This window comes from Gordonia sp. CNJ-863, assembly GCF_001942325.1.
GTDB classification, from domain to species: domain Bacteria; phylum Actinomycetota; class Actinomycetes; order Mycobacteriales; family Mycobacteriaceae; genus Gordonia; species Gordonia alkanivorans.
This window is the reverse complement of sequence record NZ_MKKG01000025.1, coordinates 12,347-37,842: the sequence shown is the minus strand read 5'-3', so window position 1 is coordinate 37,842 and position 25,496 is coordinate 12,347. Positions and strand designations below refer to the sequence as shown.

At 65.3% G+C, this 25,496-nt stretch carries 30 protein-coding genes and 3 pseudogenes; 6 read left to right on the top strand and 27 right to left on the bottom strand.

The genetic code is table 11. The features are described from left to right. A pseudogene (locus BJF87_RS26795) lies at positions 1-211 on the top strand (glucose-6-phosphate dehydrogenase); the annotation flags it as partial. 527 nt (positions 212-738) lie between these two features. On the opposite strand, the gene BJF87_RS14715 reads toward BJF87_RS26795, so the two are convergent. From BJF87_RS14715 to BJF87_RS14665, 12 genes are all read right to left on the bottom strand, one after another. Beyond that, a complete protein-coding gene (locus tag BJF87_RS14715) occupies positions 739-1,101 on the bottom strand; it encodes a hypothetical protein (protein WP_139319506.1) in 363 nt (120 codons plus the stop codon). A gap of 101 nt (positions 1,102-1,202) precedes the next feature. Continuing rightward, positions 1,203-1,595 (bottom strand): hypothetical protein, encoded by a 393-nt coding sequence (locus tag BJF87_RS14710; protein WP_139319505.1) that lies wholly within the window; start codon positions 1,593-1,595, stop codon positions 1,203-1,205. Positions 1,596-1,958: 363 nt separating this feature from the next. After that, positions 1,959-2,369: a DUF3846 domain-containing protein gene (locus BJF87_RS14705; protein WP_084813202.1), complete on the bottom strand. Its 411-nt coding sequence runs from the start codon at positions 2,367-2,369 to the stop codon at positions 1,959-1,961. Between the two features lie 207 nt (positions 2,370-2,576). After that, positions 2,577-3,731: a hypothetical protein gene (locus BJF87_RS14700; protein WP_075863404.1), complete on the bottom strand. Its 1,155-nt coding sequence runs from the start codon at positions 3,729-3,731 to the stop codon at positions 2,577-2,579. Positions 3,732-3,966: 235 nt separating this feature from the next. After that, positions 3,967-4,362 (bottom strand): hypothetical protein, encoded by a 396-nt coding sequence (locus BJF87_RS14695; protein WP_075863403.1) that lies wholly within the window; start codon positions 4,360-4,362, stop codon positions 3,967-3,969. Then, a complete protein-coding gene (locus BJF87_RS14690) occupies positions 4,359-4,709 on the bottom strand; it encodes a hypothetical protein (RefSeq protein WP_084813201.1) in 351 nt (116 codons plus the stop codon). The genes BJF87_RS14695 and BJF87_RS14690 overlap by 4 nt, the downstream gene beginning before the upstream one ends. 11 nt (positions 4,710-4,720) lie before the next feature. Further along, a complete protein-coding gene (locus BJF87_RS14685; RefSeq protein WP_158037513.1) occupies positions 4,721-5,377 on the bottom strand; it encodes a hypothetical protein in 657 nt (218 codons plus the stop codon). A 20-nt stretch (positions 5,378-5,397) separates the two neighbouring features. Next, complete coding sequence (locus BJF87_RS14680; RefSeq protein WP_075863401.1) at positions 5,398-5,985, bottom strand: hypothetical protein; 588 nt, start codon at positions 5,983-5,985, stop codon at positions 5,398-5,400. A gap of 298 nt (positions 5,986-6,283) precedes the next feature. Then, positions 6,284-6,985 carry a phosphoadenosine phosphosulfate reductase family protein gene (locus tag BJF87_RS14675; protein ID WP_316042968.1) on the bottom strand — a complete coding sequence of 234 codons (702 nt, stop codon included), beginning with the start codon at positions 6,983-6,985 and terminating at the stop codon, positions 6,284-6,286. Positions 6,986-7,003: 18 nt separating this feature from the next. Then, complete coding sequence (locus tag BJF87_RS25830; RefSeq protein ID WP_139319504.1) at positions 7,004-7,219, bottom strand: hypothetical protein; 216 nt, start codon at positions 7,217-7,219, stop codon at positions 7,004-7,006. Positions 7,220-7,222: 3 nt separating this feature from the next. Further along, on the bottom strand, positions 7,223-8,224 hold the full coding sequence (locus tag BJF87_RS14670; RefSeq protein WP_075863400.1) for a hypothetical protein: 1,002 nt from the start codon (positions 8,222-8,224) through the stop codon (positions 7,223-7,225). 4 nt (positions 8,225-8,228) lie between these two features. After that, on the bottom strand, positions 8,229-8,966 hold the full coding sequence (locus BJF87_RS14665; protein WP_139319503.1) for a hypothetical protein: 738 nt from the start codon (positions 8,964-8,966) through the stop codon (positions 8,229-8,231). Positions 8,967-9,411: 445 nt separating this feature from the next. Between BJF87_RS14665 and BJF87_RS27115 the strand changes: the two genes are divergently transcribed. Then, positions 9,412-10,080, top strand: a complete 669-nt coding sequence (locus BJF87_RS27115) for an Ig-like domain-containing protein (protein ID WP_316042969.1) — start codon at positions 9,412-9,414, stop codon at positions 10,078-10,080. Here the strand turns inward: BJF87_RS27115 and BJF87_RS26785 are convergent. Further along, a pseudogene (locus BJF87_RS26785) lies at positions 10,032-10,427 on the bottom strand (DsbA family protein); the annotation flags it as partial. The gene BJF87_RS27115 and the pseudogene BJF87_RS26785 overlap by 49 nt on opposite strands. 287 nt (positions 10,428-10,714) lie before the next feature. Here BJF87_RS26785 and BJF87_RS14650 point away from each other — a divergent pair. Beyond that, on the top strand, positions 10,715-12,934 hold the full coding sequence (locus tag BJF87_RS14650) for a bifunctional SulP family inorganic anion transporter/carbonic anhydrase (protein WP_075863398.1): 2,220 nt from the start codon (positions 10,715-10,717) through the stop codon (positions 12,932-12,934). Between the two features lies 1 nt (position 12,935). Here the strand turns inward: BJF87_RS14650 and BJF87_RS14645 are convergent, their stop codons facing one another. Then, entirely contained in the window at positions 12,936-13,952 is a 1,017-nt protein-coding gene (locus BJF87_RS14645; RefSeq protein WP_262338973.1) for a cation diffusion facilitator family transporter, read from the bottom strand. A 161-nt stretch (positions 13,953-14,113) separates the two neighbouring features. On the opposite strand from BJF87_RS14645, the gene BJF87_RS14640 reads away from it, so the two are divergent. Together BJF87_RS14640 and BJF87_RS14635 are read left to right on the top strand one after the other, a co-directional pair. Then, complete coding sequence (locus tag BJF87_RS14640; RefSeq protein ID WP_084813204.1) at positions 14,114-14,746, top strand: TlpA disulfide reductase family protein; 633 nt, start codon at positions 14,114-14,116, stop codon at positions 14,744-14,746. Continuing rightward, positions 14,743-15,561: a cytochrome c biogenesis CcdA family protein gene (locus BJF87_RS14635; protein WP_075863395.1), complete on the top strand. Its 819-nt coding sequence runs from the start codon at positions 14,743-14,745 to the stop codon at positions 15,559-15,561. The genes BJF87_RS14640 and BJF87_RS14635 overlap by 4 nt, the downstream gene beginning before the upstream one ends. 457 nt (positions 15,562-16,018) lie before the next feature. Here BJF87_RS14635 and BJF87_RS14630 read toward each other — a convergent pair whose 3' ends face one another. Together BJF87_RS14630 and BJF87_RS14625 are read right to left on the bottom strand one after the other, a co-directional pair. After that, positions 16,019-16,840 (bottom strand): hypothetical protein, encoded by an 822-nt coding sequence (locus BJF87_RS14630; protein WP_075863411.1) that lies wholly within the window; start codon positions 16,838-16,840, stop codon positions 16,019-16,021. Between the two features lie 231 nt (positions 16,841-17,071). Beyond that, on the bottom strand, positions 17,072-17,440 hold the full coding sequence (locus tag BJF87_RS14625) for a hypothetical protein (RefSeq protein WP_075863394.1): 369 nt from the start codon (positions 17,438-17,440) through the stop codon (positions 17,072-17,074). Positions 17,441-17,674: 234 nt separating this feature from the next. Between BJF87_RS14625 and BJF87_RS14620 the strand changes: the two genes are divergently transcribed. Further along, the gene (locus tag BJF87_RS14620) at positions 17,675-18,811 is read left to right on the top strand and encodes a hypothetical protein (RefSeq protein WP_075863393.1); all 1,137 of its coding nucleotides are present in this window, start codon (positions 17,675-17,677) and stop codon (positions 18,809-18,811) included. Here the strand turns inward: BJF87_RS14620 and BJF87_RS14615 are convergent. The 11 genes and pseudogenes from BJF87_RS14615 to BJF87_RS14565 all read right to left on the bottom strand — a co-directional run bounded on the left by BJF87_RS14615 (position 18,801) and on the right by BJF87_RS14565 (position 25,478). Continuing rightward, positions 18,801-19,559: a hypothetical protein gene (locus BJF87_RS14615; RefSeq protein ID WP_075863392.1), complete on the bottom strand. Its 759-nt coding sequence runs from the start codon at positions 19,557-19,559 to the stop codon at positions 18,801-18,803. The genes BJF87_RS14620 and BJF87_RS14615 overlap by 11 nt on opposite strands. 10 nt (positions 19,560-19,569) lie before the next feature. Further along, positions 19,570-20,448 carry a hypothetical protein gene (locus tag BJF87_RS14610; RefSeq protein WP_075863391.1) on the bottom strand — a complete coding sequence of 293 codons (879 nt, stop codon included), beginning with the start codon at positions 20,446-20,448 and terminating at the stop codon, positions 19,570-19,572. Further along, positions 20,448-20,897: a hypothetical protein gene (locus BJF87_RS14605; protein WP_075863390.1), complete on the bottom strand. Its 450-nt coding sequence runs from the start codon at positions 20,895-20,897 to the stop codon at positions 20,448-20,450. Before BJF87_RS14605 ends, BJF87_RS14610 begins: the two co-directional genes overlap by 1 nt. Continuing rightward, positions 20,894-21,577, bottom strand: a complete 684-nt coding sequence (locus BJF87_RS14600) for a hypothetical protein (RefSeq protein WP_262338972.1) — start codon at positions 21,575-21,577, stop codon at positions 20,894-20,896. Before BJF87_RS14600 ends, BJF87_RS14605 begins: the two co-directional genes overlap by 4 nt. A gap of 109 nt (positions 21,578-21,686) precedes the next feature. Continuing rightward, entirely contained in the window at positions 21,687-22,004 is a 318-nt protein-coding gene (locus BJF87_RS14595; protein WP_262338971.1) for a hypothetical protein, read from the bottom strand. A gap of 166 nt (positions 22,005-22,170) precedes the next feature. Further along, positions 22,171-22,533, bottom strand: a complete 363-nt coding sequence (locus BJF87_RS14590; RefSeq protein ID WP_075863388.1) for a hypothetical protein — start codon at positions 22,531-22,533, stop codon at positions 22,171-22,173. Positions 22,534-22,579: 46 nt separating this feature from the next. Continuing rightward, positions 22,580-23,037: pseudogene (locus BJF87_RS14585) on the bottom strand (HU family DNA-binding protein); the annotation flags it as partial. Positions 23,038-23,220: 183 nt separating this feature from the next. Then, positions 23,221-23,934, bottom strand: a complete 714-nt coding sequence (locus BJF87_RS14580; protein ID WP_075863387.1) for a hypothetical protein — start codon at positions 23,932-23,934, stop codon at positions 23,221-23,223. A gap of 219 nt (positions 23,935-24,153) precedes the next feature. Then, a complete protein-coding gene (locus BJF87_RS14575; RefSeq protein WP_075863386.1) occupies positions 24,154-24,468 on the bottom strand; it encodes a hypothetical protein in 315 nt (104 codons plus the stop codon). Between the two features lie 60 nt (positions 24,469-24,528). Continuing rightward, positions 24,529-25,065 (bottom strand): HNH endonuclease family protein, encoded by a 537-nt coding sequence (locus tag BJF87_RS26780; protein WP_396246703.1) that lies wholly within the window; start codon positions 25,063-25,065, stop codon positions 24,529-24,531. Between the two features lie 218 nt (positions 25,066-25,283). After that, positions 25,284-25,478 (bottom strand): hypothetical protein, encoded by a 195-nt coding sequence (locus tag BJF87_RS14565; RefSeq protein WP_075863384.1) that lies wholly within the window; start codon positions 25,476-25,478, stop codon positions 25,284-25,286. Positions 25,479-25,496 lie beyond the last annotated feature (18 nt).

The window sequence follows — 25,496 nt, the reverse complement described above, 5'->3', positions numbered from 1 at the left end:
CTGGAGGTCGCTCCCGCCGCTGGCGGTGTCCCCTTCTACCTGCGTACCGGCAAGCGCCTCGGCCGGCGCGTCACCGAGATCGCGCTGGTCTTCAACGGCGCCGCATCTGCCCTTCGATCAGACGATGACCGAGGAACTCAGCCAGAACGTGCTGGTGATCCGCGTTCGAGCCCGACGAGGGATGACGCTCCGGTTCGGCTCCAAGTGCCCGCATCGAGCATGGAGTCCGCGACGTGAACATCCGCGCGTGCTCCGGCGACTTCGTCGCGTCGGGCGGAGCCGGGCGCCTTCGGCGCCCGTCGGGGTCGGCGCAAGCGCCGACGTGGTGGGTGCTGTGGCGTTGCCGTCGTCGCATCGGCCTTCGGCCGATTGGTGTGTGAGTGCTTGTGTTGCAGCGTGTTTCATTTCGTTCAGTCTATCGCGGTTGTCGTGATGCGACGGGGGTGAGTGGGTGCCGGCCTGCGGCCGTCCCCGGTGGGGTGGGGGGTCGATCCGCCTACGGCGGCTCTTACTGTGTTCATATGAAATATCCTACCGCACAACGTGTTTTAGTTCTACTGTGCCGCAACTAGATTCGATGCCCTATGGGCGTTCGTCCTGTCCGTTACTGACATGGTCGACCAATCGCCTGTGCGCTATCGCGCATGCACAGTTTGCTACCGTGGTGCCGACGCGGACCAGGGGTCCACCAACCTCCCCCGGAGTGTTCCCCCGGCCCGCGTCGCCTCCCCTTCTCGCTCAGTCGCAGTGCCGGATTTCGTGGTCGTAGTGGTAGCGGCCCGCCTCGACGAGCTGGTCCCAGTCCAAGCCGAGCACATCGCACAAGTGCCCCAGATCACCGCACAGATCCGACAACGCTGTGCCGGTACTCGACTGGTCATAAGCCCCGGTGCACTGGGCATAAGCCCTCAACGCGGCCAGGGCGAACCCGGCACGGACCAGGTTGTGGGTGTGCTCGCTGTGATACCCGGTCAGGGTGTCGGGTACGTCGGCGAACACGGCCTCGAGGTCGGCGAACCCGACCGTCTCGTCGAGATGGTCGGCGGCGCCGAATCGTGGTGTGCAGCGGTACGGCGTGGGGTCCTGCACATCGCTGGTCATCAAGTGGTCCTCTCCCCCCCCTGTAGCGGGCTGTAGGGATTGCTCAGAGCCGACAGCGGCCCGTGACGGGGGTGACCGCCACGGGGCCGCACACGCCGTTTCTAGGCGCGTTCGTAGTCGGTGATGTCGTAGGAGTTCAGCGCGTACGCGCCCGCCTCCAGCTTCTCCCGCACGTCGTTGTCGTCGATCTCCTCCGTCAGTGAGTAGGTGTCCTGATCACCGCGCCGCACACCGGCCACGGTGACCTCGACATCGACGCTGACCCGCACCGTCACGCTCATGTCGTCGGCGCGGCCCTCCCACCCGTAGGCCTCACAGAACCGCTCGAACTGACTGCACAGGTCGTTGTCGTCGGCCCACTCCCGCGCGGCAGCGTTGCGCTCCCGGTCCTGATCCATCAGCGACGTGATCTCCTCACGCGCGGTATCACGGTCGAGTTCCGCACGCCGCAACGCCTCCCGCAGAGTGTCGACCTCGGTCTCCACTCTGCGCATGTCACCGACCGGCACCCACGCACCCGCCCCGCGGTGACCGGATCAGACAGGTTCAACACGCCCTCACCGATCGACGGCCACACCTGATGTGTCTCGACACCTCCGACCGGCTGTCCGTTCCTCGATTCCATTGTCGTCATGCGCTTTTCCTTTCCAGGGTTCCCGGCAGACCGTGTGTCTCACCGGGTGGTCTCGTCTCTGCGCTCAAGTCGGTGAGCGCCAGCGTGGGGTGCCAATGCCCGCACGGGGCCAGGGCCGCGTCACGGTGATAGGCCTCGGCGGGGCCGGTGAAACAGCAGTGGCCCGAATGCAGCGCCGTCCCGACCGTCCAGCACGAGCATGGCCCGCCCGCTGGTGTGGCCATCAGCGCACTGTCGTCGCCGGTGCCGGAATCCCGCCGATACCGGCGATGGCCTCGGCGACGTCGGGAGCCTCGACCTTCTCGGCGAACCACGCCGCCAGACGCGCGGTCTGCGCCGCAGACAGCGACACCGTGTCGCCCTCCTCGGTCGAGGAGGCGAACACCACCGGCCCCCAGATCACCGGCTGACCACCCAACAGATCATTGAGCAGCGACGCCCACGCATTTACCGGCTGCGTGTAGCTGCCCTCGTCGCTGACCCACATGTCGATGCCCTCAGGCAGACGCACCACATCCACGTACCCCCCGACAGCGCTCTGCAACATCCGCAGCGTGTCACCACCGGACGCGGTCACCTGCGACACCACGCCCTCGACATCCACCCGTACGCCCGACACATCAGCAGTAGCCATGACAGCCCCTTCGTTAGAAGTCCGGCAGACCTGCTGTCTCACCGGAACTAACCCACACACTAATCACACCTACCGACAACAATCCAGCACCCGCACAACGCAATACATCGGGACGACCTCATACCGGGGTCGTCCCGGTACTGCCTACTCCAGCCCTGGCCATGGTGGGTGCCGGCGTCCCGTCGAGGAGGGCGCCGGCACCCGGGGTCAGGCGGCTGCGGTCTCGGGTTCGGCGCCGGGCAGTCGGACCGGCATGAGCAGATTGCGCACTCCGCCGTATTCGATGGTCATCGGTGTCGATGCCGGCCGCGTCGGTGACCATGTCACCTCGACCTCACCGGGCGCTGCGGCGAGTAGCGAGGCGAGATAGCCCGGGTTGTATCCGGCGACGACGCCGGTGGCGCGCTCGTCGACAGCGGCCGCCGGGACGGTGAACGTGGTCGCCGGGCGCCCGGCGGCGACCGCGTCGAGATCACCGGCCTCCACCCGGGCGCTGTCGGTGCCGACGAGCAGGCGCACCGAGTACTGGTCGGTGAGTTTCTTGAGTCGCCGCGCGAGATCCGGCGCCGCGATGCGCGCGCGCATCCGGTCGGCACCGGCGTCGGGGAGCAGTCGACGCCAGCGCGGGAACTGGGCGTCGATCCCTCTCACCACGACATCACTTCCGGGCGCGCAGATCCGCACCAGAGCGCCATCGACGTGCACGCTGACCGGACCCTCCCGCTTGGCCGCCCGTGCCGCTGCGGCGGCGAGCACCTTGGCCGGGACCAGGACCGGTGCAGCCAGCTCCACCGGCGCCATCGTGGCCAGCTCGGTGGTCGCCAGCCGGAACCGGTCAGTAGCGGCCAACGCCACCGCGCCAGTCTCATCGGCATCGAGGTACACCCCGGTGAGCATCGGCAGCGTCTGGTCGGTGCCGGCCGCCGGGGCTACCGCCGCGACTGCCGTGGCGAACACCGGCGCATCCGCGACCAGCACCGCGGGCCCATCCACGGCCGGCATCACCGGCACGTCGTCGAGCGCGTCGAACACGGCCACCGACACCTGTCCGTCGTCGCCGGCAACGATGAGACGATCACCGTCGCGCTCGAGGGTGAGTTGACCGCGTCCGGCTGCCTTGACCGCAGCAGCCAGCTCGGGCATGTCCACCGTGGTCGGCTCCAGGCCGCCGTCGACCTGCGTGCGCACCACCACCCCGGCATCGAAGTTGTAGTGGCGCACCGTGCCCACACCACCGGCAGCCGCGACGGTGACCACCCGCAGCCACGCCGCCACACCCCGGCGCGCCGAGAGCCCGGTCACCCGCTTCACATACGCCAGATCCGACGCCAACACCCGACCATCCCACGTTGCTGCAGCCATCACCACAGTCCTTTCGAATCGACCCGGCAGACCTGCTGTCTCACCGGAACTAACCCACACTCTAACCACACCTACCGACAACAATCCAGCACCGGCACAACGCAATACATCGGGCTGACCTCATACCGGGGTCGGCCCGATGTTGTCTGTTCAGGCTCGGCTTTTGGGTCGTCTTTGGGGGGAGGCAACACCGTGTCGCCTCCCCCCAAAGTCCCGCCACAGCACGCGGGCCGGATCAGATCGGCGGCGCTGTCCAGGTGGACGGCAGTTGAGCGCGGAACGTGCCCGTGATCGCGGCCCGGATGTCGTCGAGATCGGCCCAATACTCACCATTGCGGTAGGTGAACAGGGAGCGTGGGCAGTTGCCGACGATCTCGAACAGTTCGTCGTTGATCGCGTCCAGCTCGTTGTCGGCACCGAGATGCCAGCGCTGGCCGTCGGCGAGGGTGAGGGTGTCGATCACCGAGTGGTCTTCGATGTCGACCTGGAGCGCCGTCCACTCGTTCACCGTCATCACCTCGTGCAGAGTGCGCAGTGCGGCGAACTCGGTGTGACGGGCCACCAGACCGCGCAGGCTCAGCTGCGAGTCCAGTGCGGTACGGGAACGCTGGCCCTGCTCGCTCCACCTCACCGCCCATCACCTCCCGCCTCCGGTGTGGGTGCGATGAGTTGGTAGCCGAGGGTGTCGGCGAGCAGCTCCAGCAGCTCGTGCCCGCTGGGCAGCCCGACACCGGTCATCCGGTCGCGGACCGCATCGCACTCGGGTGCGGGAAACGTGTGTTGGCAGTGGCATTCGGCGTTGGACGGATACTCGTCATGGGTGGAGTCCAACGCGCACCCGTCGACCGTGAGCGGATCGATCACCCACCGATCTTCGGAGGGGTGGCGCATCAGGTACACCGACACCGCCTCTTCGATGTAATGCGCCCCAGCGGTGCGGCCGTCGCGGCGTTCGTATCTCGGGATCTCAGCAGCCACGACGCACCTCCTCAGCCGCCACGACGCACCTCCTCAGCCGCGTCACGCACAGCTTTGAGGTAGTCGACCTCAGCCTCTTCCAGGTCTCGCATCCGCCCGATATCACACGCGTCGGAGGCCTCCGCAATCTGGCCGGCGACCTCACGCGCTCGGGCCAGGGCGACGCGCAGTTCGTGCCACGCGGCATCCTGTCCGCCGTCGACCGGGGCCGGGGTGGTGGTGTCGATGTTCTGCCAGAACTGCACCGCGCTACCGTCGCCGGTGCCGGATTCAGTGAACGTCGGCACCGAGGCCGGGGCGATCGCGACCAGGTGCGCAGCGACCCACTCGATTGTCTCGCTACTCCACTCGTCCTGGCCGCCCAACGTGGCCATCATGGCAGCGCACGCCATCTGGGCGTCCCTCGCCGGGATCTGATCGGCGATATCGCCGACGCTCACCCGTGGGGGTGCCTGCGGGTCGTCGATCACCTCCAACCGCGCCACAAGACCATCTGAGGGCGCTGTATAGGCCTCGCCGTGGCGTTCGCAGGTGATGACCTCACCGCGCTCGGAGCCATCCTCAATGTTGTGGACGGTGGCGACCTCCTGCGCCCGCTCGGCATCGGCCGCGCGCACCCGATAGCGGGTCGTCACCGTCTCGGTCACCTCCACCGCGAACACCGGCAAGGATTGCTGTGTGCTGATGTTCATGCGACCGCCTCACCCTCGCCGACGACACCCTCACCGGTCTCGGTGCTGTCGGCGTAGACGCAGTCAACGGGCGCGCCGTGATGCTGCCCGCCGCACCCGTCGACGGCCAGGACCCGGTCAGCCCGGCGGCACACCCGCCGCGCGTACTCCTCCGCATCGTCGAGCGCATCCGCGCTGAGCGCCTCGTAATGTCCGGACCTGTCGGAGATTCCGTCGATGAACGGCAATCCAGCTGCCTGCCACATCCGCGCATACAGGCCGAACCCCTCATGATTCAACGGCGCCCGCAGACTGGCACCGCTGATCCCCAGCACCACTTCCACCGCCGTGCCCGGCCGGGTGTCCTGCTCCTGCCCGACCCGATCCAACAGCTCGCGGGCGTAAGCCCGATACACCGACTCCACACTCAACCGCGCCTGCAGCTCATCCGGCGGGCGGATCAGCGAGAACGAATGAAACACCGCATCCGCACGAGCAGGCCAACGGCGTTGCGCCGTCGCGATCTCCTCCTCGGCCCACCCGATCGTGGCGAACACATCCGCCGCCGCACTCTCCATCTCCGCCACCACATCGGCAATATCCATGCCACCAAACTCCTTCGGGACTCGCCCGGCAGACCTGCTGTCTCACCGGAACTAACCCACACACTAACCACACCCACCGACACAAAAACAGCACCCGCACAACGCAATACCCCGGTACTACCTCATACCGGGGCCCGTCCGGTATGAGGTAGTACGGCGGGATCTGCCCGAGATCGCGAGGAAACTCGTCAGCGGTAGTCGGCCAGGCGCGGCAGGACCTCGACGAGACGGTCGAAGATGGTCGGCCAGCCGGCGGCAAGCCGGGTGATGTGGCCGTTGTCGAGGCGGGCGGGGTCGATCATGGCGTCGACGCGGGCATCGCTGGGGTCGCGCCGAGGGTGGTGAGTTTCGCGTAGATCGGGTTCGGTGCGATGTTGCGGGCAGCGAGGTATTCCCAGACGTGCTCGGTGGTCCAGTTCCAGATCGGGCTGTAGGTGGTGGTGCCATCGGTCCGGGACACTAGGCCGCCGCCGGCGCGGTAGCCGCAGCGGCGACCGTGGGCGGCCTGGGTGCGGTAGAGCTGCAGGCGCCCGGAGGATTCGCCGGCACGCACGCCCCACAGGTTCGCGGGCCCGAACCGGGTATGCGCGCGGGTGGCGGGGTCGGTGATCATCGCCCGGCGCACGTCCAGGCGCACCTGTCGGGTGGGTGCGGCCGGGTCGAAGTCGCCGGCCGCGATCAGCAGGGTGAGCAGGTCGGGTTCGGTGGGCACCACATGCAGATTCAGGTTCCACACCCGGGTGAGTTCGGCGATGTAGGTGCGGGTTTCGGGAAAGTCCAGGCCGCAGTCGTAGAACACCACCGGCACATCGGCGTCGACGCGGCGGGCGAGATCGACCACGGCGGTGCTGTCTTTGCCACCCGACCACGCCACCCACATCCCGCCGTGACGGTCGCGGTAGGCCGAGATCTGCTCGAGCAGCTGTGCTGGGTCGGTGCGCCGGCCGCGCACTGCGCGCAGCCTGGTCAGGTCCAGGCCCGGATCAGACTCGCCGCTCATGGCCTGGCTGTCCGCGAGTTACCGGCGGGGTCGGCGCCGACGGGGCGTGCGTGTGGCTTCGGGTGTTTCGTTGTCGGCGTCGGGGTCACCGGGTTCGACCGAGCGGAAGGTGTTGATGCCGAATCGGATGTCGTCGTGCACGATCAGCACGTCTTTCCACCGGCCGCGGCCACCGGGTGTTTTCTTTCGCGGTGGGATGGGTGGGAGGTCTTTGGGCGGTTGGGTGGCAGACATCGGTTAGGGCTCCTTGGTGTCTCGGGCCGCCGCGCGGGCGGCGGCGTCGGCTCTGCGGTCCCGGAACACCCGCCGCCCGGTGACCGGCGGCTGGTAGGCGGGATCGCGGGGTGTCTCGCGTAGTTGCACCACCAGGGCCGAGTCGTGCCCGCCGGGGCGGGCGTAGTCGGCGTGTTCGTCGATGCCGGCCACCCGCAGGCCCAGCCCGCGCGGCAGGATGTGGCTGGTGTCGTTGACGCTGTCTGAGCGGCCCAGATACATGCCGCGGGAGGTCTCGATCTCCAAGATCACCGACGTGGCGGTGGAACCCTCGGCGCGCCGGGTGGCGGCCACCGCAGCGGCTTCGTGCAGGGTGTGGGTGGCCATCGTGTACTGGTCGAACGAGATCCGGGCTCCCGGCTGCAGGGTGTCGGGTACCTCGCGGCGCCGGCTGACGGGGGTGTCGGTGGGCAGCTCGACGACCGCGTAGACGACATGTCCACGCCCGCTGTCACGTTCATAGCTCTGGATGAGTCGGTCGATGCGTTGCACCGATCGGCGATCACGCTCCCGGAGGTGCTGGGCGTTGCCGGTCGCTTCCCGCAGCGACGCGTTCAGATGCTGCCAGCGCTGCGGATCACTGATCGCCCAGCGCATCTCGTGCATCTGACTGTGCGGGGCGGTCTCGTGAACCCGCCGCTTGGCCACCGACCGGTCTTTGCGTTGCCGCGAGGACAAATCCGTGCGGAACTCACCACGATCGGGAAGGTGACGGCGTTTGCGCTCATCGTCGACTTCGGAGGTGTCACGCGGAAACGCCCGGTCCCGGTCACGAGCAGCCCGGTTGCGATCGGGATCGTCCTCGAGGATGCGGTCAGCCAGCTCAGCATCGATACGGGATTGTTCGAGGCTGTCGTAGAACTTCTCCGCAACCAGCCCGGCGGTCTTGATCGCCGCAGCATCCACCGGCCCGGCCTCGAGGTCGATCACCCCGTGCCCGGTGTAGGCCGTGCGCGTGGAACTCATGACATCAGCGTGGCAGAAACACCAGCCGCGCACCGTCAACAGCAGCTGCAGCGCGTGCCGCGCACACCTGGTGGGTCGACAGCGGCAGCTGCGCACGCTCAGGCCACTGGTCTTCCATCTGCTCGTCGGTCGCGCACACCCACAGCACCGGATCGTCGCTGTCGGCATCGATGGTGGCTGCCAGCTCGTCGATGTGTTCGCCGACCTCGGCGGTGATCTGCCGCAACTCCTCGATCACCCCCGGCGGGACCGGACGTAGGCCGCCGAGCCAGTTCTGCGCCATCCGACGCTTGACGTCGAACCACTTCTGCACCTGACCTAACCCCATCCCGCAGGCCGCGGTCACACACAACATCCGGCCATCACGATCGCCGTCGCTGTCACGAATGACCACCTCGGCGCCCGGGACTGCCAGCGCCGCTCGACCAGCACACACGCGGTGCACACTGGCCAAGCCCAGCCGGCCGCCGGTGGCCGCCAGCACATCGGCATCGTGGCCGAACGTCACGATCTGCTCGCCGGCAGAGGCCTGTTCGATCAACCGCACAGCCTCGGCCGCGGCCGCCACGGTCATCTCGGCCAGGCGCTGCGCGGCGTCCTCGGCGATCGGGCCGCGCAGTTCCTCCCACGCCGCGACCGTGCCGGCATCCACCTCGAGGAGATCCTCGAGCTCGTTCTCACGCACACCGGCCGCCAGACGGGCACATCGCACCTGCGCGGCATCCACATCATGAACTGTCATCAGCGCCATCATCGCGCATTCCCTCCACATGGTCGGGCAGACCTGCTGTCTCACCCATCAACATGGCTCAGCATACGCCCCCTTGGCACACATGCGGTCGGTGACCAGACCAGCTGTCACGAATGGGTCGTCGCGCCGTCTTGCTGATGCGTCCCCCGCGCCCGCGACGAACTGTGCCTGAGACAACGACGAACTACAGTGTGGTCGGCCGCCAGGAATTCCTTGCCCGCACCGCCACCGGGGTTTCACCTGCTCTTCCTGGCCTGGCCACGGCTACGAAGTAGTAATTTCAGACTGGCAGATGGCAAACCGTGATGCAGCTCGGGTGCTCGATCAGAGAGCGAAGGCTCGTGAACCGTAAACTACTATCATGGTTAGTAAGATCTGTAGCGGCGCCTATTCTCTGTGGTGCCGATGTCCCACCGGATGAAAGACTTTGCAACTGATGGGCCGCTTTGGCACTCCGAGGACCCGATTGGGCGAGATGCTTCGTGACCGCCGATCGACTGGCGATATGAAGTCGCCGCAGCGTTTGAGAACTCTTCGGCGACACCGTTCGGAGGGGGTCAAACTTCAGCACCTGCTGGTACTTGCAGCGCTGACGGTCGTTGTGGTGGTACTGACCTCGTGCAGCTCGGCCAGTGGGGGCTCTACCTACAGTGACCAGATTCAGGCCGTCGACAGTTTCGCAGAGATGACCCGACCCTCCATCACTGTGGGCACCGACGGCGGAGGTCGACTCGCACCGAACGCGGTCGTTGAACCTGGGCTTCCTATCGTTGTGTCAGCCAGTCGTGGCGCGTTGACAAAGGTTGATATCCCAACAGCCAGTGGCCGTGCCTTGGCGGGCTCACTGAGCGAGGATGGCAGTACGTGGATAAGCACCCAGCCGCTGGGGTACTCGAAGCGGTACTCCGTTCGAGCCGAGGCCGTGGGTGTGGGTGGTCGAATGAGCGTCTCGCAAGGTTTCACCACAGCCTCGCCGGAGACCCTGACCAACGCGGTAATCCTCGGCGAGAAGACCGTCGGGATTGCCCAAACGATCGGTGTTCGATTCGCGGATCGCTGCGTGTCGAACATCTTCTTGTACATGGCCTCGAACCGGCCCTGCTGAGCGGCAGCTTCGACCGCACGCGCGGCGCGTTCTGCATTGAAATGCCCCGGGAGGGGGAAGTAGCGAACGACGAAGTTGACTCGCCCAGCATAGTCATTCCGTAAACGCTCGACGTTGGGGAACATCGCTCCGCAGGCTTCGCACTCGAAATCAAGAAACTCGACGAACGTCACTGGGCTGTCAGCCGAACTCAATCGATGACTGTCCGGCCGCACCAGCAACGATGCCCGATCAGCCTCCCGCGCCGTCGGCGCCACCTCATCCTCGCGATCAATGATGATCCAGCTGAACAGACCGACTGCGAAGACGACAACCAATCCGATAGAGATCAGAAATCCTCGGCTCATGAACGACCGTCGGCTCGACCGCAGTGACTCAACCGCGAGTGATGATGGTACATATCGGACACCCTACAGCAGGATGCGCCGCCATTAACTACTATGCAACGTAGTTTTAATGAACCACACTTTCGGTGAAGTGATCTGCGACACCGCTCATACTTGCTGCTCATTGGCGTACTTGTGCGGTGACCTGCAGCAACTATCACGCTACGTAGAATTCAGTTTGGCAGTGACCGTGACGCCTGTGGCACGCTCTCAGGGTGCTGTAATGATCGACTCTTACGTTGGGCGCCATGCCCGAACTGCCTGATTCTCTGAGAAGCGTGATCCGACATGACGTTCCGGCGTCTCTCGTGGTGTTCCTGGTCGCTTTGCCTCTGTCGTTGGGCATCGCGATCGCTTCCGGCGCGCCTGTCATGGCCGGACTCATCGCGGCTGTCGTCGGCGGCATTGTCGTCGGCTCCTTAGGTGGGTCACCACTTCAGGTAAGCGGGCCGGCGGCGGGCCTGACAGTTGTTGTCGCGCAACTCGTCGACAGCGTCGGTTGGCAAGTGACCTGTCTGATCACCGTTGGTGCGGGCCTGCTTCAGATCGTGTTCGGTTTGAGTCGCATCGCACAGGCTGCGCTCGCCATCGCCCCGGTCGTGGTGCATGCAATGCTGGCGGGCATCGGCGTCACTATTGCTCTCCAGCAGATTCACGTGCTGCTGGGCGGTTCCTCGGCGAGTTCTGCATGGGCCAACATCACTGCGCTGCCGAGCCAGCTCACCAACGTTCATGGTCCCGATCTCATTGTCGGACTGACCGTCATCGCCATCTTGATGCTCTGGTCGCGACTTCCCTCGCGTGTTCGAGCGGTTCCGGGTCCGCTCGTGGCCATCGCTGCCGCCACCCTGCTCGCCATGGCACTATCACTCAACGCTGAGCGCATCCAGCTCAATGGCGATTTCTTCGATTCGATCGCGTTGCCCGCCTTGCCGCAAGGCAATTGGGGGGCCGTAGCGCTTGGCATTGTGACTGTTGCGCTCATTGCCAGCGTGGAGTCGCTGCTCTCGGCCGTCGCTGTGGACAAGATGCACACCGGACCGCGCACCGACTTCAATCGCGAGATGATCGGGCAGGGAGCGGCCAATACGATCTCGGGCCTCATCGGCGGATTGCCAGTGACCGGAGTGATCGTGCGGAGTTCGACCAACGTCGCCACCGGTGCACGCACGCGGGCGTCGGCGATTCTGCACGGCATCTGGGTTCTGCTGTTCGCGGTGCTGCTGACTCCCATCGTGCAGCAAATTCCCAAGGCGGCGCTGGCCGGACTGCTGGTGGTTATCGGTATCCAGCTCGTCAAACTGGCCCACCTGCGCCTGGCCCGCCGGACCGGAGACCTGTGGGTCTACGCGGTCACCCTGAGCGCGGTCGTCTTCCTCAACCTTCTCGAGGGCGTAGCGATCGGACTTGCCCTCGCCGTGGCGATCGTGGTGTGGCGGGTGGTGCGTGCAGAGATGCATGTCGAACCGTTCGGAACCAGCGGCTCGCGGCAGTGGCGGGTGAGTGTCACCGGCTCGTTGAGCTTTCTGGGCCTACCGCGGCTGAACAGAACCCTCAGCGCCGTACCGGCCGGGGCCCATGTCACCCTGGTGCTCGACACCGACTTCCTCGACCACGCTGCATCGGACATGATCAGCGATTGGCGTCGCGCGCACGAAGCCACTGGCGGCTCCGTGCATATCGAGGAGATCGGTGTAGCACGTCTCGCGCACGCCCCATCCTCACCGCCACGTCGACACGCGACCCGGTCACAGGCCCGGTCTCTCATGCCGTGGACGACCTGGCAACGCCTTCTGCGCTCACCGCAAATCTCGGATACCGAACCCACCAAAGATGCTGTGTCACAGGGTATTGATCACTTTCACGAGACCGTGGCGGATATCCTACGCCCCCACACACGACCGTTGGCCGACGGCCAGCAACCCGAAGCATTGTTCATCACGTGCGCAGACTCGCGAATCGTACCGAACATCATCACCTCCAGTGGTCCCGGCGACCTGTTCACCGTTCGCAACATCGGCAATCTCATCGCCCAAGAGACCGGCCAGGACAGCTCAATCGATGCCGCAATTGAGTTCGCGCTCCGTCACCTGCAGGTTCGATCGATCGTTGTGTGCGGTCATTCCGGATGCGGGGCGATGACTGCACTATTGAACTCCCAACCACACCCCGCCCACGCCACCCACCTGTCGTCGTGGCTTGAACACGGCCGCCCCAGCCTCGAGGCATTCTTCACCGCTCACCCCGCCCGACAAAGTGCAAGCACCGCAGGCTATGGACCCGTGGACCAGCTCGGCATCGTCAATGTGGCGGTCGGTGTACAACGCCTCGAAACTCACCCCCTGGTGCGCGAGCACCCCGGCGGGGTGAACGTGATCGGCTTGTTCTTCGACATCGGCCCTGCTCGTGTCATCGAGGTCGATGCCGACGGTATCGCTTCGGTCCCGTCGTCAATCCACCCCGAGTGACTCACGGATGACTCACTGCGTCGACCTCGCCGTCGTGGACATCCGCGTTCTCAATCTGAAAGGTGGAGTGTTCAAAGGAAACCGGGAAGTGCGAGGCTACGCATGTCTGGATCTGACGAAGAATCTCCGGTGCGTGCCCATCGCGGAAGCAGCTGTCGTCAACGACCACATGCGCCGAGATGACAGGCAGTCCAGTTGCCACTGTCGATGCATGCAAGTCGTGCACGTCACGCACGTGCTCGAGCTCGAGAATGTGATCTCGCACCTCGTCGAGATCAATTTCCTTCGGAGAGAACTCCATCAGCACCCACACCGCGTCCTTCATGATCCGCAACGCTCTGGGCGCGATCAGCACAACGATGAACAATCCCGCGATCGCATCCGCCTGTTGAAATCCTGTCGTCACGATCACGATCGCCGCGACGATGACACCCAGCGAGCCCAGTGCATCGTTGAGCACTTCCAGGAACGCCGCACGCATGTTGAAGTTGGCCGACCGGCCAGATGAGAGCACGATGATCGCCACGATGTTCGCAGTCAAGCCGATGACACCGAAGACCAGTAACTCTGCTGAAGGTACGTCGGGAGGTGCGAACAAGCGGCGGATGCCTTCCACTCCGGCGAAAAGTCCCACGCCGAGCAGCAATGTCGCCTGCGCAAGCGCGGCGATGACCTCCATCCGCCGCAGTCCCCAAGTGCGCCGTTTATTCGGTGGCCGGTGCATGAGACTCGCCGCAACAACGGCTACAGCCAACCCGATCGCGTCGGTGGCCGCATGGGCGGTGTCAGTGAGCAACGCCAGGCTACCCGTGATCGCCGAACCCACCAGCTGCGCGATCACAATGACGCTGGTGAGCACAAACGCAATGATCAACCGCTTACGAAGTCCGTTATCAACACCCTCTTCCGCAGTCGAACCCGCCGCATGGTCATGGCCAGCGCCCACTGCCCCATCCCTCCGAATCGATCTTTCGATGCCCGTCGCCCAGACGCTCGTCGTCTTGACCGACACGACCACGATACATAGTGACATTCGCATATATGCATGGATGGTGTCTCCGGCCTCGCTAAGGTGTGGCGATGAGTGAGCCCCCGAAGGTGATGCTCGGCAACGGGGCCTTGCCCGACGACCACGTCATCCCGACTCCCGTGCGAGTGCATCGTGCGTCATCCCACCAGATGCACGGTGCCACATTTCCTCCTCCACGCCGTGGGAATCGGGTAACGCATCCTGGCGCCCGTTCGGTGCTCCTCATCTTGGTACTCGCTGCTCTCAGCGCCTGCGGGACTGGTTCTGACGCAGTGACACAGGGCGATACGTTTGAGTTCGTATCCCCGCGCGGACAGACAATCATCACCTACGATCCTCCGCAGCAGAGAACGCAGATCGCGGCGCTCAGCGGGGCCGACCTGATGGCTGACACCACCGTACGTACCACAGATTTCGCGGGCAAAGTCCTGGTCATCAACGTATGGGGGTCATGGTGCGGTCCGTGCCGCGGCGAGGCCGATGATCTCGAGCAAGTGTTTGCAGAGACGAAGCCTCTCGGAGTGGACTTCCTCGGCATCAATTTACGAGACGATCGGCAGTCGGCCAAAGACTTCGTGATCGATCGCGGCGTGGAGTACCCATCGATCTACGATTTCGACGGGGCGACGCTTGCCGCGTTGACCACACCCACCTCAGTGGTCCCTACCACGGTTGTCCTCGATCGCAAGCATCGTCCCGCCGTCGTGTATTTGCGGTCAATTACCGCGACAGAACTCGGCGCGGTGGTACGACGAGTAGCCAGCGAGCCACTCTCACCATGAGTGACCTACCGCTTGTTCTTGCACAGAGCTCTGTCGGACAGATGTTCGCCGACACTGTCTCGTCGGGACCGTTCGTCCTTGCCGCGATCGCCGCGGCTCTGGCGGGCTTGATCTCGTTTGCCTCCCCATGTGTCATCCCGCTTGTGCCCGGCTACCTGTCCTACCTCGCCGGATTGGTGGGCGCTGACGCGCCAACAGTGAGGTCTACTGAGACGAGCAGCGTGCGCGGGCGTGGCCGCGTCGCTCTGGCGACTGCACTTTTCGTTCTGGGTTTCACTGCGGTGTTTGTAGCGGCGACTGCCACCATCTTCGGAATCACCAGTACCTTCGTCGTCAATCGCGATGTGTTGCAACGCATTGGCGGCGTCGTCACCGTCGCGATGGGCATGGTGTTCATTGGGCTTTTCTCACCGCTGCAACGCGAGCTCCGATTTGCTCCACGCTCTCTGTCCAACCTCGTCGGCGCACCCCTGTTGGGCGGGGTGTTCGCCCTCGGTTGGACACCGTGCCTAGGTCCCACACTCGCCGCCGTAATCGCCACCGTCAGCGGAACTCAAGGCGCCACCGCCGTCAAAGGTATTGCGTTGATCGTGGCCTACTGCCTCGGCCTAGGAATTCCCTTTGTCGCCCTGTCCTTTTCCTCTGCCTGGGCAGTTCGAAGCTTGGCCGTCCTACGAAGGAACGCGCGAATGATCCAAGTATTCGGAGGGATTCTCATGATCTTGGTCGGCATTGCCCTGCTCACCGGCCTCTGGGACCACTTCATCGTGTGGATACGAGACGCGTTCATCACCGACACTCAACTACCCATCTAACGCAATCACACAACGGTCAAATAGATCAGGACGACAGTGAGTACTGCTATCACCGCGACGACCAACACGGCAACACCTGTGACACCGCGCCGGTTAACCCACTGCCCAATCAGTGTCGCTAGTAAAGCGCACCAGGGGAACCAGAGCGAAAAGGAGATCCCAAACGACAAAACGACTTGAGAACCGATCAGAGCTCGACTGGGATCTTTCGATCCACCCCGGCTGCTAGAACGGCCACCGCCTGACGCCACTGCCCGCCGGCGCACCGGCAAGCTTCGTGCATACCCGCCGCCAAACGCGCACAACGCACCCAGCGGCATCAAGATTCGTCGTCATCATCGTCGGCGCCACCATGAGCGCGTCCATTCCAGTTGTGCTGGGCTCAGACCTTGGTGTCTCACCCATCAGTACCGCTAGTCCACTCCCTCGATTCAGGGTGGGTTGTGTTGCGCAGACCTCATGTGGGGTTGGCACGTTCGTAGTCAGGTTCCCCATCGGGGCGCGGCGGCATTTCCACTCCCGCCCGACGGTCGCGCAGCCGCACGAGTTCACTCAGCAGATGCATCGCCTGCATGGGCAGATAGATGGTGACATCCTCCCGCGCGCTCAACGTGTAGACCCGGTGCTCGGATGCGCTGTCAGACACACGGCGGCGCTCGAGGAAACCGTGGTGAGCCCACGGACGTCCGTGGGCGAATCCTGAGGCAATCTGCCAGTCGGTGTAAACGGGCAGATCGGTGTACTGCGCCCCTTGCTTGATCGGCTTTGTGGTGGGAAATCCGTTGGTAGCCACGTCTGGATCGATGCCCCGGGCCGTCGCCAGCTGAGCAATCTGTGCCAAGTTCTGGTCGTGCTTCTGCGCGCGATCGTTGTCGAACATGGCGGAGTCGCGTAGGTAGTTTGCAGAGTCGTGATAGTTGCGTGAGTTCCATCGCAGTACCCGCTCAATCCTCGTGTTGCGTGTACGAGGCCCCAGAATCCACAGCCCGGTCACGGCGTTCTCCAATGCTGCGCGTGCCAGCGTCGAACTCACCCCGAGATGCAGGTAGCGGCCCTCGCGCACAGCGGTCTTGACTCCGTGCAGCTGGTCGACGCTGACGTTGATGATGTGGCGCAAGGCCTGACTCACCTCAAACGGGTGCGATGCGCGGTCATCACCAGCCAACGAACTGCCAGCGTGCACCGGAAAGTCGTCGGGATCACCGATCCGCTCGGTGAGTCTGTCCACAGCCGCTGACAACTCCACCCATCTGGCCTCGATCGTTCCTATGTCGGCCATCAGCGGCACCCGATCAGTGTGTTGCTCGTTAGTCATCAGACGCGGCTCGTGTTCTCTCGACAGTTGTTATGCCATAGGAACGTAGGCGCCGCGGCTCTGGCGGCTGGGGTGGGCACAGGGCGCTCGCACCGCGACTCGAGCGCGTGCACCGTGCGTCCGCGAGGTGATCCGAGAACTAGTGCCGCCATACTCATCACCTCCGCCGGTCGTCGTGTGGTGTCGGCAGTGTCGTCACAGCCCTGAGGCGCTGATAGGGCCTAGCTCGATGGTGTCGACGTGTGATCGCTCGTGACGGTCACGTGCTTCATCAGCCTCAAACAACTCCACCACCATGTCCCCCGCGAGCGCCTGGGCGGCGTCGAGAGGGTGCCAGAACGTGGACGTCGACATGCGGGCATCAGCTGACCAGGAGGCGCCGATCTCCACTCGCTGTCCATTGATCACCGCGACAGCTGTCGGGTAATAGCGGATACCGCGCACCGACATCCGAGCGATGATCGTGAACGTCATCCCGATCGGCAGCACCGTGACCGGGGTGATCCACGCCGACACGCCTTCCAGAGCGCTCGGGATCGCCCTCGCCTCCATCCTGGCCAACATCTTGCTCAATGTGAGCCCATCTCTCCCACTCGAAAGCCTGGCACTTGTCGTGCCCAGCGTCTCATCTCGACCGTCGGCGAGAGCGCTGATCGTTGATCACGAATGTCGGGCACTCATCGTGCTGGTGACAGAGCCGGGCTCGAGATCGTGCGGCGAGAACGAAGGAGCCCCAGGTCGCAGTACTCAGAGCAGAGGCGGCCTGGGGCGTCGTTATTCAGGATAGCATTTGGCGCTATGCCTGCATCACCCCTGACGCCGACCGCTGATGCTGCGATCGTCAATCTGTTGACGCCATCTCGGCTGGCCCCCTATCTGCATGAGAGCCAGGGAGACGAATCCAAAGCTTTGCAGCTCTACGCCTGGAATGCGTCAATGGCGGCGGCGTGCATGGAAACGCTGGCGTATGTCGAGGTGATGCTGCGCAACGCGGTCGACCGCGAACTGGCCCTATATGCCAGAGAAGACACCCGCAGAATCCCCTGGTTCATGATTCCAACGATCACTGGGTCTTCCCATGCCTCGATCACCCGCAGTGTCGATGAGACCCGAGCGCGACTTCGCGGGCTGAGCCCGCATCGAGACTCTCGAGATCAGATTATCGCCGGGCTGTCCTTCGGGTTCTGGCCTCAGTTGTTCGGCCCCAAACACGAGGATCTGTGGCGCGCAGCTCTCAACAAGGCCATTCCAGGTGCAGACAGACATCTCCGCAAGAGTGTGTCCGCCAAACTCGATCGACTGCGACCGTTTCGCAACCGTCTGGCACACCATGATTCACTGTTGGCCCAAGACATCATGTTCCACCTCGAGGAAATGCTGACCTTGGTCGAGTGGATCGAACCAGATGCCCGTCGCTGGTTGGAGAAACGCGAACGAGTCAGCGCCGTCTACCGCACACGTCCCGTGACACCACTAGACACCCTCGTTGTTCCCGCCGCGGCTGCGTGGGGTCTTTATCAATCCGACGGCGTGTATGTTTGCCCACCTAAGCGCAACTTTCGCCCATTCGACTACATCGCGTTCTACGCAGACAAACAGATCAAACCCAAGATTGCCGAACTCCGCTACCACCGTGACAACGTCGAGTGGTCAGCAGTCGAAGCGGCCCGACTCACCGCGCTGTCTGGCCCGGCGCACCGGTTCGACCGGCAGATCGGCGCCGCCATCACCGCCAGTAGAAGTGCTGGCTGGACCGAGGGCAGGTATCAGATCTTCCTTCTGTCCAAAGACACTGACCCCGCCACAATCACGCTGCCATCGCCCATCCCACATACCCACAGCGGCAAAGGAAAAGGCTTCGTCCGCCGCCACCGGTACACGTCACACCACTCACTGCAAAGTGCAACTACCACTGACGATCTCACTACACCTTAGAGAGCGGGAAGCACTCTGTCAGAAGGCCCTCTGCGACGCCAGGGAGGTAGGCCTCGGGTGCGTGTCGGCTGGGATGGGCGTAGGGAGCGCGTACGGCTGCCCGTGAGCGTCCACCATGGGCGATGTCGGGATGATCGGCGAGGCAAGCAGTCGGCGCTATACGCCCCAGGACACCAGGCGTGTGTTCATGTCCGGCCGACCACCAGTCGTCCTCAGGGGCGTCCTCGACGGACCAGGCGCCGACGCGGCCTTCGCCGCTGGTGCGGTACTTGCCGATCTCACTCACCTCCATCAGGAGATCGCGGATTGCGTCGGGGTTACCGACGGCCCGCCACGTCGCGGTCGCGGTGACGGTGGCGACAGCGGGGATCAGGCGTTTGCGGTAGTGCCCGCGCGCATCCGACACCGTCGACGGCACCAGTGCGGAGAGCCGTTGCAGGTCTGCGTGGTCGGTGCGGCTCGACCGGGTCCGCGGATCAGGTTGTGGTGTGGCGGGGGTGGTGTGGGCGAAGGTGCACATCCAGTGCCACGGCTCTCCCAGCGTGCAGCGCGTTAACGGCAGGTCCAGGTCCTCGGGTGTGGCCAGCGGGTCGTAGGTGAGCAACTCGCCGCGGGCTGCGGCGTCGGCTTTGCGGCGATGCCACAGCACCGAGGCGAGCAGCCCGTCGAGGCTAATGCCCCAGGGTTGGCCGAAACACACGCCGTGGGGCAGCTCGGCGCGCACGATCAGCGGTGTCAGAGAACGCATCCGATGGGCTTCAGGTGAGCTGATTGAGCGCGGTGATCGCGGCGACGCGGTTGTCGGCGACCTGGGTGCGCCAGTCGATGTCGGGGTCGGGGGCGCCGGCGGTGTGGGTGGTGGTGATGTGGGCGTGGATGCGGCCGTAGCCGGCGGCGACGCGACCGCCGAGGTGCCCGGCCTCGGCGAAGGTGTCGAGGATGTCGTGCAGGAGTGCGTATTCGGTGGGTGTGGCGTGGGTCAGGCGGAGTTGGCCGGCTAGGCGGGTGCCGGCGATGAGGGTTTCGGTGTCCAGGCGGATCGGGCTGAACACCTCCCCCACCGGGCCGTCGTGCCCCTCGTTGGTGTCGGTGGTCAGGTCGTTGAGGTGGGAGGTGGATTCCTGTCCGAGGATGGTGTGGATCGACGCCGGCACCGGCCCGTCCGGTGGTGGGCCGGGCAGGAGGTGTGTGGTGTCGGCGGTGATGGGAACGACTTTGGACACCACCAGTTTCCCGGACATGATGCGCGCGTTCGCGGCCCCGCCGAACAGTCCGATCAGCGGGACGAGGGTTTTGAGTTCGCGTTCCTGCTCCGGGGTCATCTCGCGGGTGGATTTGCGCAGGAAGCCGCCGTTACGCAACAGGTGCGCCGCCGCCGGGGGCAGCTGTCCGGTGTAGTCGAGGACCGGCGCTAGGAGGGTTTCGCCGGTGCGGCGCAGGATGCCGCGCCAGGCGTTGCCGGAGATGATCGGCACCACCGCCACCTCCCCGGCCGGGGTGAGCACTTTCTCCCGGCGAAACAAGCTCTGTACCGAGGAGGTGTTGCGGGAGTCATCTCGGTGCACGATCGAGGTCAGCGCGGTGATGTCGACGTCGAACACCGCCGAGATCAGCGGCGCACTACCTTGCTGCCCCATCAGCTCCCCTCCTCCGCTGCGTCGGCGGCCGTGGTGGTGCGGCGGTGTTCGGCGACGGTTTCGGCGATGATCCGTACCCGCAGCACCAGGGCGGGTAGCTGCTCACGCAGGATCGCCAACACCGGTGCGGACGGTTCAGCCAACAGCTGGGCCACCTCGAGGCGCCGTGCCTTGTCGGTCACCACAATCGGTAAAGCCTGCGCGAGTAGTGACCACCAGGCGGGCAGGGTGTCGGCGCGGTAGGTGGCGGTGCGGACCCGCGACGGCAGCAGTTCGTCCCAGTAGCGGCGGCGGTGCTCACCGATCCAGGAATCCCAGTCCAGGTTGTAGTGCACCAACAGCAGGAGGCGTTCGGCGGTGATCGCCGCCGGCTCAGTGAGGGCCGGCAGTTCCGGGACCGCGGCCCGCCACCGGACTGTCGGCGACACCGCCGTCGTCTGGTCGGTCACTGCGGAGCTCCGACAGTTTCGGGTGTGGACAGGGCGATCGCGGCATCCCACCACGCCCCGGGATGGGTGCGCCACGCCTGCAACACGTCCCAGCGCTCCAAGATCATCGACCACTGCTCGCTAGGAGTAGCGCGCAGGACCGCGATCGGCGGGGCCGGGTCGGTCAGCATGACTGCGCGTATCCCGGGCAGGGTGCGTAGCCAGCGCAACGCGAGCAGAAGATCCACCGCGGCATCATCCCATCGCACCTGGGTGTCGTCGGTGCAGACATGCCCCCACCGCGCCGTCGGCAGAATGTGGCGGCGCCCGCGGACCGGGACCACCACCATCCGATCGGCCGGCAACGGCCCCGCAGCCAACAGCCGGCCGAGGGCAGGTCGTTCGAACACGGTGCGGGCCGGCGGCTGCTGGTCAACGACATAGACGGTGCGGCGCAACTCGGCGGTCGCATACGTCCAGGCACACGCCGCGCACAGCCAGTCCCCGCCATACACCCACGACTCGAGGTCGGTGAACTTGCGTGAGACCACCTGTGTCGCAGCGAGCATCGCCAGCTCGTCGGTACCGCACGCCGCGCACCACACCCCACCACGGGCGGTGTCCGACGCCGCCACCGCCGGTTCCGGGGCGCCGGCAGCGTGCCAGGCCGTGAATGCAGGAGACCCGGCCAGGGAGGGCATCAATCGATCACCACCCCCTGGCCGGGCCCGTTCTGAACGCGATACTGCGCACAGACCTGATAGATGAGAAGTACCCGTAACCCTATCGGGCGCCGGTGGAATCGTGGGGTCAGCTCGCCGCTGGCGGGACCGCGCCGTCCTCAGAGGTGGTGTCGGCGACGGTGAGCGCATCCGGCGGTACCCACAAGGTGACCGGCAACCGGGACTGCCCGTTGACGCTGGAGATCTGCACGTAGACCAGGGCCCGCCATTGCCCATCGGCCATACCGAGCCATGCCATCTGCCACCCGGAGAGCTCTGAGTTGATCTGGGCGCCGTTGGCGGGCACATGCAGACTCACCCCGGACCGGCCGAACCGGCGACCACGCCCCAGCGTTGGATCGATCACGGTCATATCGACGGTGACCGCCCGGGGCGGATCAAACACCCGCAGCGTCCTCGCGTCAGACCACTGTTCGAACACACGTGCGACATTACGGTAGCCTCGGGATGTGGGCGAGGGCCTGGCGCCACGAAAGTGTCTGCACGTCGCGCCGGGAAGCTCTGCGTCAGAGAACTGTCAGGCCCTCGCCCATTCCCCGACTCTGTCGCGCTTAGGTGATGCTGCCCTCCTCGAGGAGCGCGAGCAGAGCGACTTTGCCGTGTAGCGACATGCGCCGCTCAGTGGCCATGTCGCCGGTGTAGTCCTCGATGTGGCGCCGTGACACCGACTCCGCACCCAGATGCGTCAGGTGGGCACGGAGGGCGCTGTCGATGTGGGTGTGGGCGTCGTCGAGGTCGCGAAAGTCAGGCGGGACGGTCTGCTCGAGTAGTTCGGCGTGGCCGGCCAGGGTTCGGCTCATCTGCTGCGCCGTCGACGTTCCGAGTTCGGCCAGGGCGAGCACGTGGATCGGTGCCTGCGCCAGCTCGAGCAACGGGGTCGGTTCGCCGGCGTCGTCGACGTCACGGCCACCCATCAGTCCTCTCCTCTCGGCTGTTGGCGACGGCGGTGCAGCGTCAGCGGGTCCGCTTGGCGGCCGTCTTTCTCGCCGGCGCCTTTTTTGCGGGAGCCTTCTTCGCCGTTGTGGCTTTCTTTGCTGGCTTGGTCTTCTTCGCGGCCGCCGTGGTGGTCTTCTTGGCGGCGGCGGTGGGTTCGGCGGCGCCCCGCACGATCGCCAGGCCGGTCCGCGGCAGCTTCTGCTGTCCGCCGATGATGGCCTTGAACTGGGTGCCGGGCCGGAATGCCGGTACCGAGCGGGCTTTGACCTTGACCGGCTCGCCGGTGCGCGGGTTGCGGCCGGTCCGGGCTGCGCGGCGTTTCTTCTCGAGACGCCGAAGCCGGCGATCGTCACCGATTCGCCCTTGTTGACCGTGCGCACGATCGTGTCGACGACCTGCTCGACCAATGCGGTCGCCTCGCGGGCGGTGACCTCGTCACCGAGTCCGGCGTCGACCGCTGCGATCAGTTCAGCTTTGTTCATCAGAGTTCTCTCAATCTCCCCGCACAGGGGATCAGACCGTGTGGCGGGTATCGCCACTGATAAGCCCGGTCAAACCTTGCCCACCGTAGAGACTTGCCCACTGTGCCGCAAACACTCTCACCCTCAACGTCATGGGCACAATATGAATAGCGTTGCACTCCATCGATTTCACGCCGGAAACGATCAGCGTGTGTGGAACCCGATGCGTGCGGCCATGTCGGCGGCGATGGCATCAGCGCGGATAAAGACCGTGGGGAGCGGTGGGATGATGCCGGCCATCGACGCGGCCAGGGCGGTACCGGCGGCGATCGGGTCGGCGGGTAGCGACTCGCTGCGTCCGCGGCTGACGGTGCCGACCGCGGCGCCGGCGGTGTTGGTGGCCAGGGCACCGGAATCGCCCCAGGCGACCCGGATCAGGGCGGTGAAGGTGGTGGCGGTGACCTCGATGACCGGTCCACACGACAAGCCGGTGACTCGGCCGGCTTTACACACCTGGGCACCCACCGCAGGCGGTGCGCTCACCGACACCGGCTGCGTGACCGTGGTTTCGGGGCGCAGTCGCAGGGCGGCGTAGTCCAAGGTCGTCATCGGTGAGGAGGCGACCAGATGCCCTGACGGGATGGTCTGCTCATCGAGGTAGGCCGGTGTGCCGGGGCGTCCGGATGTGCAGTGCCGTGCGGTGGTGACGATCGGGTGACCGTCGGCGTCGGTGCCGGCCAAGCCCAGACTGCACCCGAACTCCGCACCCATTGGCAGATCCGAGACCCGCACCATCGTGCCGCCGGCCGGGGCAGCAGATGCGAACGGGGTGAAGGCGAGTCCGCCGAGGCCGACCAACAGCGCCACCATCGTGACCAGTGCGCGCCGGCGCGGTGTGTGATCGGCGGTGAGGTTCATGCGCTGCCCTGTTTCGCTGTGTCGGTGGTAGGGACTCGGTGGCTCCCGCCCGGTGCTCCTGGTTTGCCGGCCAGGGTGCGGTTGGGGGCCGTTGTTTCCCGCGGGGCCAGGGGCCAGGGGCGGGAGCCACCGAGTTTCCTCGTCTCCGTTGCTGTGTCGTTCACCGTTGGTTGGGGGCCAGACCAGTCTCGACACAACCCGGAGGGGTCTAGGGGGGTTCTAGGCCGACCAGGGGCTGATCGCGTACCAGCTGCCGCCCGCGGCGCGGTAACAGGTGCCGAACGTCGGACCGAACTTCTTGGCGCCGTAGCCGCTCAGCCGATTTGCCGTGGCGGCACAGGCCCCGCTGTCGCCGTGTGGGCCGATCGCGAACGCGGGGTGGCCATTGATGGTGCCGATCGGAGTGACCGCGGCCGAGGCAGGCGCCGCCGTGGGCAGGCCGATTCCGGCCGCGGCGGCGCCGGCGATCGCCAGGCTGGCGGCGACGCGGCATACGCGTGATCGGGTGGGCGTGCGCGACATGGTGGTGGTCATCAGGTGTCTCTCCTTGCTCGGTGCGCTTTCTCGGTGTTCCCTGCGACGTCGTCGACGCGTTCAGCAGGTGCGTTCGGCGGTGGTCTTGTCAGCGGCGGTGATGGGCAGCTGGTAGGTGGCGGCTACCTCGAGGTAGCGGGCGATGTAGTCACACCGGTAAGCCTGATTCGGTGGCAGCCATTCGCTGATGGGTTTGGAGCCCTTGGCGCTGTTACGTCCGCCGTCGACAGCGAGCAGGTTGGCGGGGTCATTGGCGAAGCGCACCCGCGTGGCCAATGGCCACGCCGACGCGCCGGAGTGCCAGGCCTGCTCGAGCGGGAACACGTGGTCGATCTCCACATCGCCGCTCGTGGAGCCCTTGCGGAACTCGATCACCGCACCGGTGTACGGGTCCGGGTCCAAGACACCGGAGATCACGGTGCAGCCACGGGACTTCGGATCGGTGACCACGCGGGCGAGTTGCTGTCGCAACACGTCATTGCGGGTATCACAACCGTTGTGCGACAACGGCGCAGTCGAGTCGTCAGTCCATGCCGGCCCGAACACACAGGCCTTGTTCTTGCGACACGACCGTTCATAACCCGCCACCTCGGGCATCGTGTTCACCACATGTACCTCGCTCAGTAGACGTCGGGTGTGGTCGGTGGATGGCTGCGGGTCAGCTGGCTTGTGTGGTGTGTCGGCTGCTGCCGGCGAGAGGGCTGACAGGGACCGGCCGATCACATCGGTGGGGTGGTGTGGATCGATGAACCCGGTTGCCACGCCGATACCGAGGACGGCGACAACGGCGATCGCTAGGCGTATCAGGCGGCGCATCAGTTAGCCGGGACCGGTTCGGGCGAAGCTGGTGGTGTGGTCGACTTCCGGTTGGTGAGCTTGCCGTCGACCTGTGTGCCGGCGGTGACGTGGACGGTCGTTTCCTCGGCGGTGGGGCCGGTTTCGCCGTTCGTGTCGGTGGCCACGACTCCGAGTTGGGTGAGGGTGTAGTCGCCTTCGGGCACGGCGAGCACGATCGGTTCTGTGCCGGT

Coding starts and splice junctions, on each gene's coding strand:
- BJF87_RS14715 (WP_139319506.1), bottom strand. CDS start 1,101: ATGACCAGCGATGTGCAGGACCCCACGCCGTACCGCTGCACACCACGA.
- BJF87_RS14710 (WP_139319505.1), bottom strand. CDS start 1,595: ATGCGCAGAGTGGAGACCGAGGTCGACACTCTGCGGGAGGCGTTGCGG.
- BJF87_RS14705 (WP_084813202.1), bottom strand. CDS start 2,369: ATGGCTACTGCTGATGTGTCGGGCGTACGGGTGGATGTCGAGGGCGTG.
- BJF87_RS14700 (WP_075863404.1), bottom strand. CDS start 3,731: ATGGCTGCAGCAACGTGGGATGGTCGGGTGTTGGCGTCGGATCTGGCG.
- BJF87_RS14680 (WP_075863401.1), bottom strand. CDS start 5,985: ATGGATATTGCCGATGTGGTGGCGGAGATGGAGAGTGCGGCGGCGGAT.
- BJF87_RS14675 (WP_316042968.1), bottom strand. CDS start 6,985: ATGAGCGGCGAGTCTGATCCGGGCCTGGACCTGACCAGGCTGCGCGCA.
- BJF87_RS25830 (WP_139319504.1), bottom strand. CDS start 7,219: ATGTCTGCCACCCAACCGCCCAAAGACCTCCCACCCATCCCACCGCGA.
- BJF87_RS14670 (WP_075863400.1), bottom strand. CDS start 8,224: ATGAGTTCCACGCGCACGGCCTACACCGGGCACGGGGTGATCGACCTC.
- BJF87_RS14665 (WP_139319503.1), bottom strand. CDS start 8,966: ATGACAGTTCATGATGTGGATGCCGCGCAGGTGCGATGTGCCCGTCTG.
- BJF87_RS27115 (WP_316042969.1), top strand. CDS start 9,412: ATGGGCCGCTTTGGCACTCCGAGGACCCGATTGGGCGAGATGCTTCGT.
- BJF87_RS14650 (WP_075863398.1), top strand. CDS start 10,715: ATGCCCGAACTGCCTGATTCTCTGAGAAGCGTGATCCGACATGACGTT.
- BJF87_RS14640 (WP_084813204.1), top strand. CDS start 14,114: ATGCACGGTGCCACATTTCCTCCTCCACGCCGTGGGAATCGGGTAACG.
- BJF87_RS14635 (WP_075863395.1), top strand. CDS start 14,743: ATGAGTGACCTACCGCTTGTTCTTGCACAGAGCTCTGTCGGACAGATG.
- BJF87_RS14630 (WP_075863411.1), bottom strand. CDS start 16,840: ATGGCCGACATAGGAACGATCGAGGCCAGATGGGTGGAGTTGTCAGCG.
- BJF87_RS14625 (WP_075863394.1), bottom strand. CDS start 17,440: ATGTTGGCCAGGATGGAGGCGAGGGCGATCCCGAGCGCTCTGGAAGGC.
- BJF87_RS14620 (WP_075863393.1), top strand. CDS start 17,675: ATGCCTGCATCACCCCTGACGCCGACCGCTGATGCTGCGATCGTCAAT.
- BJF87_RS14615 (WP_075863392.1), bottom strand. CDS start 19,559: ATGCGTTCTCTGACACCGCTGATCGTGCGCGCCGAGCTGCCCCACGGC.
- BJF87_RS14610 (WP_075863391.1), bottom strand. CDS start 20,448: ATGGGGCAGCAAGGTAGTGCGCCGCTGATCTCGGCGGTGTTCGACGTC.
- BJF87_RS14600 (WP_262338972.1), bottom strand. CDS start 21,577: ATGCCCTCCCTGGCCGGGTCTCCTGCATTCACGGCCTGGCACGCTGCC.
- BJF87_RS14590 (WP_075863388.1), bottom strand. CDS start 22,533: ATGGGTGGCCGTGACGTCGACGACGCCGGCGAACCGACCCCGTTGCTC.
- BJF87_RS14580 (WP_075863387.1), bottom strand. CDS start 23,934: ATGAACCTCACCGCCGATCACACACCGCGCCGGCGCGCACTGGTCACG.
- BJF87_RS14575 (WP_075863386.1), bottom strand. CDS start 24,468: ATGACCACCACCATGTCGCGCACGCCCACCCGATCACGCGTATGCCGC.
- BJF87_RS26780 (WP_396246703.1), bottom strand. CDS start 25,065: ATGCCCGAGGTGGCGGGTTATGAACGGTCGTGTCGCAAGAACAAGGCC.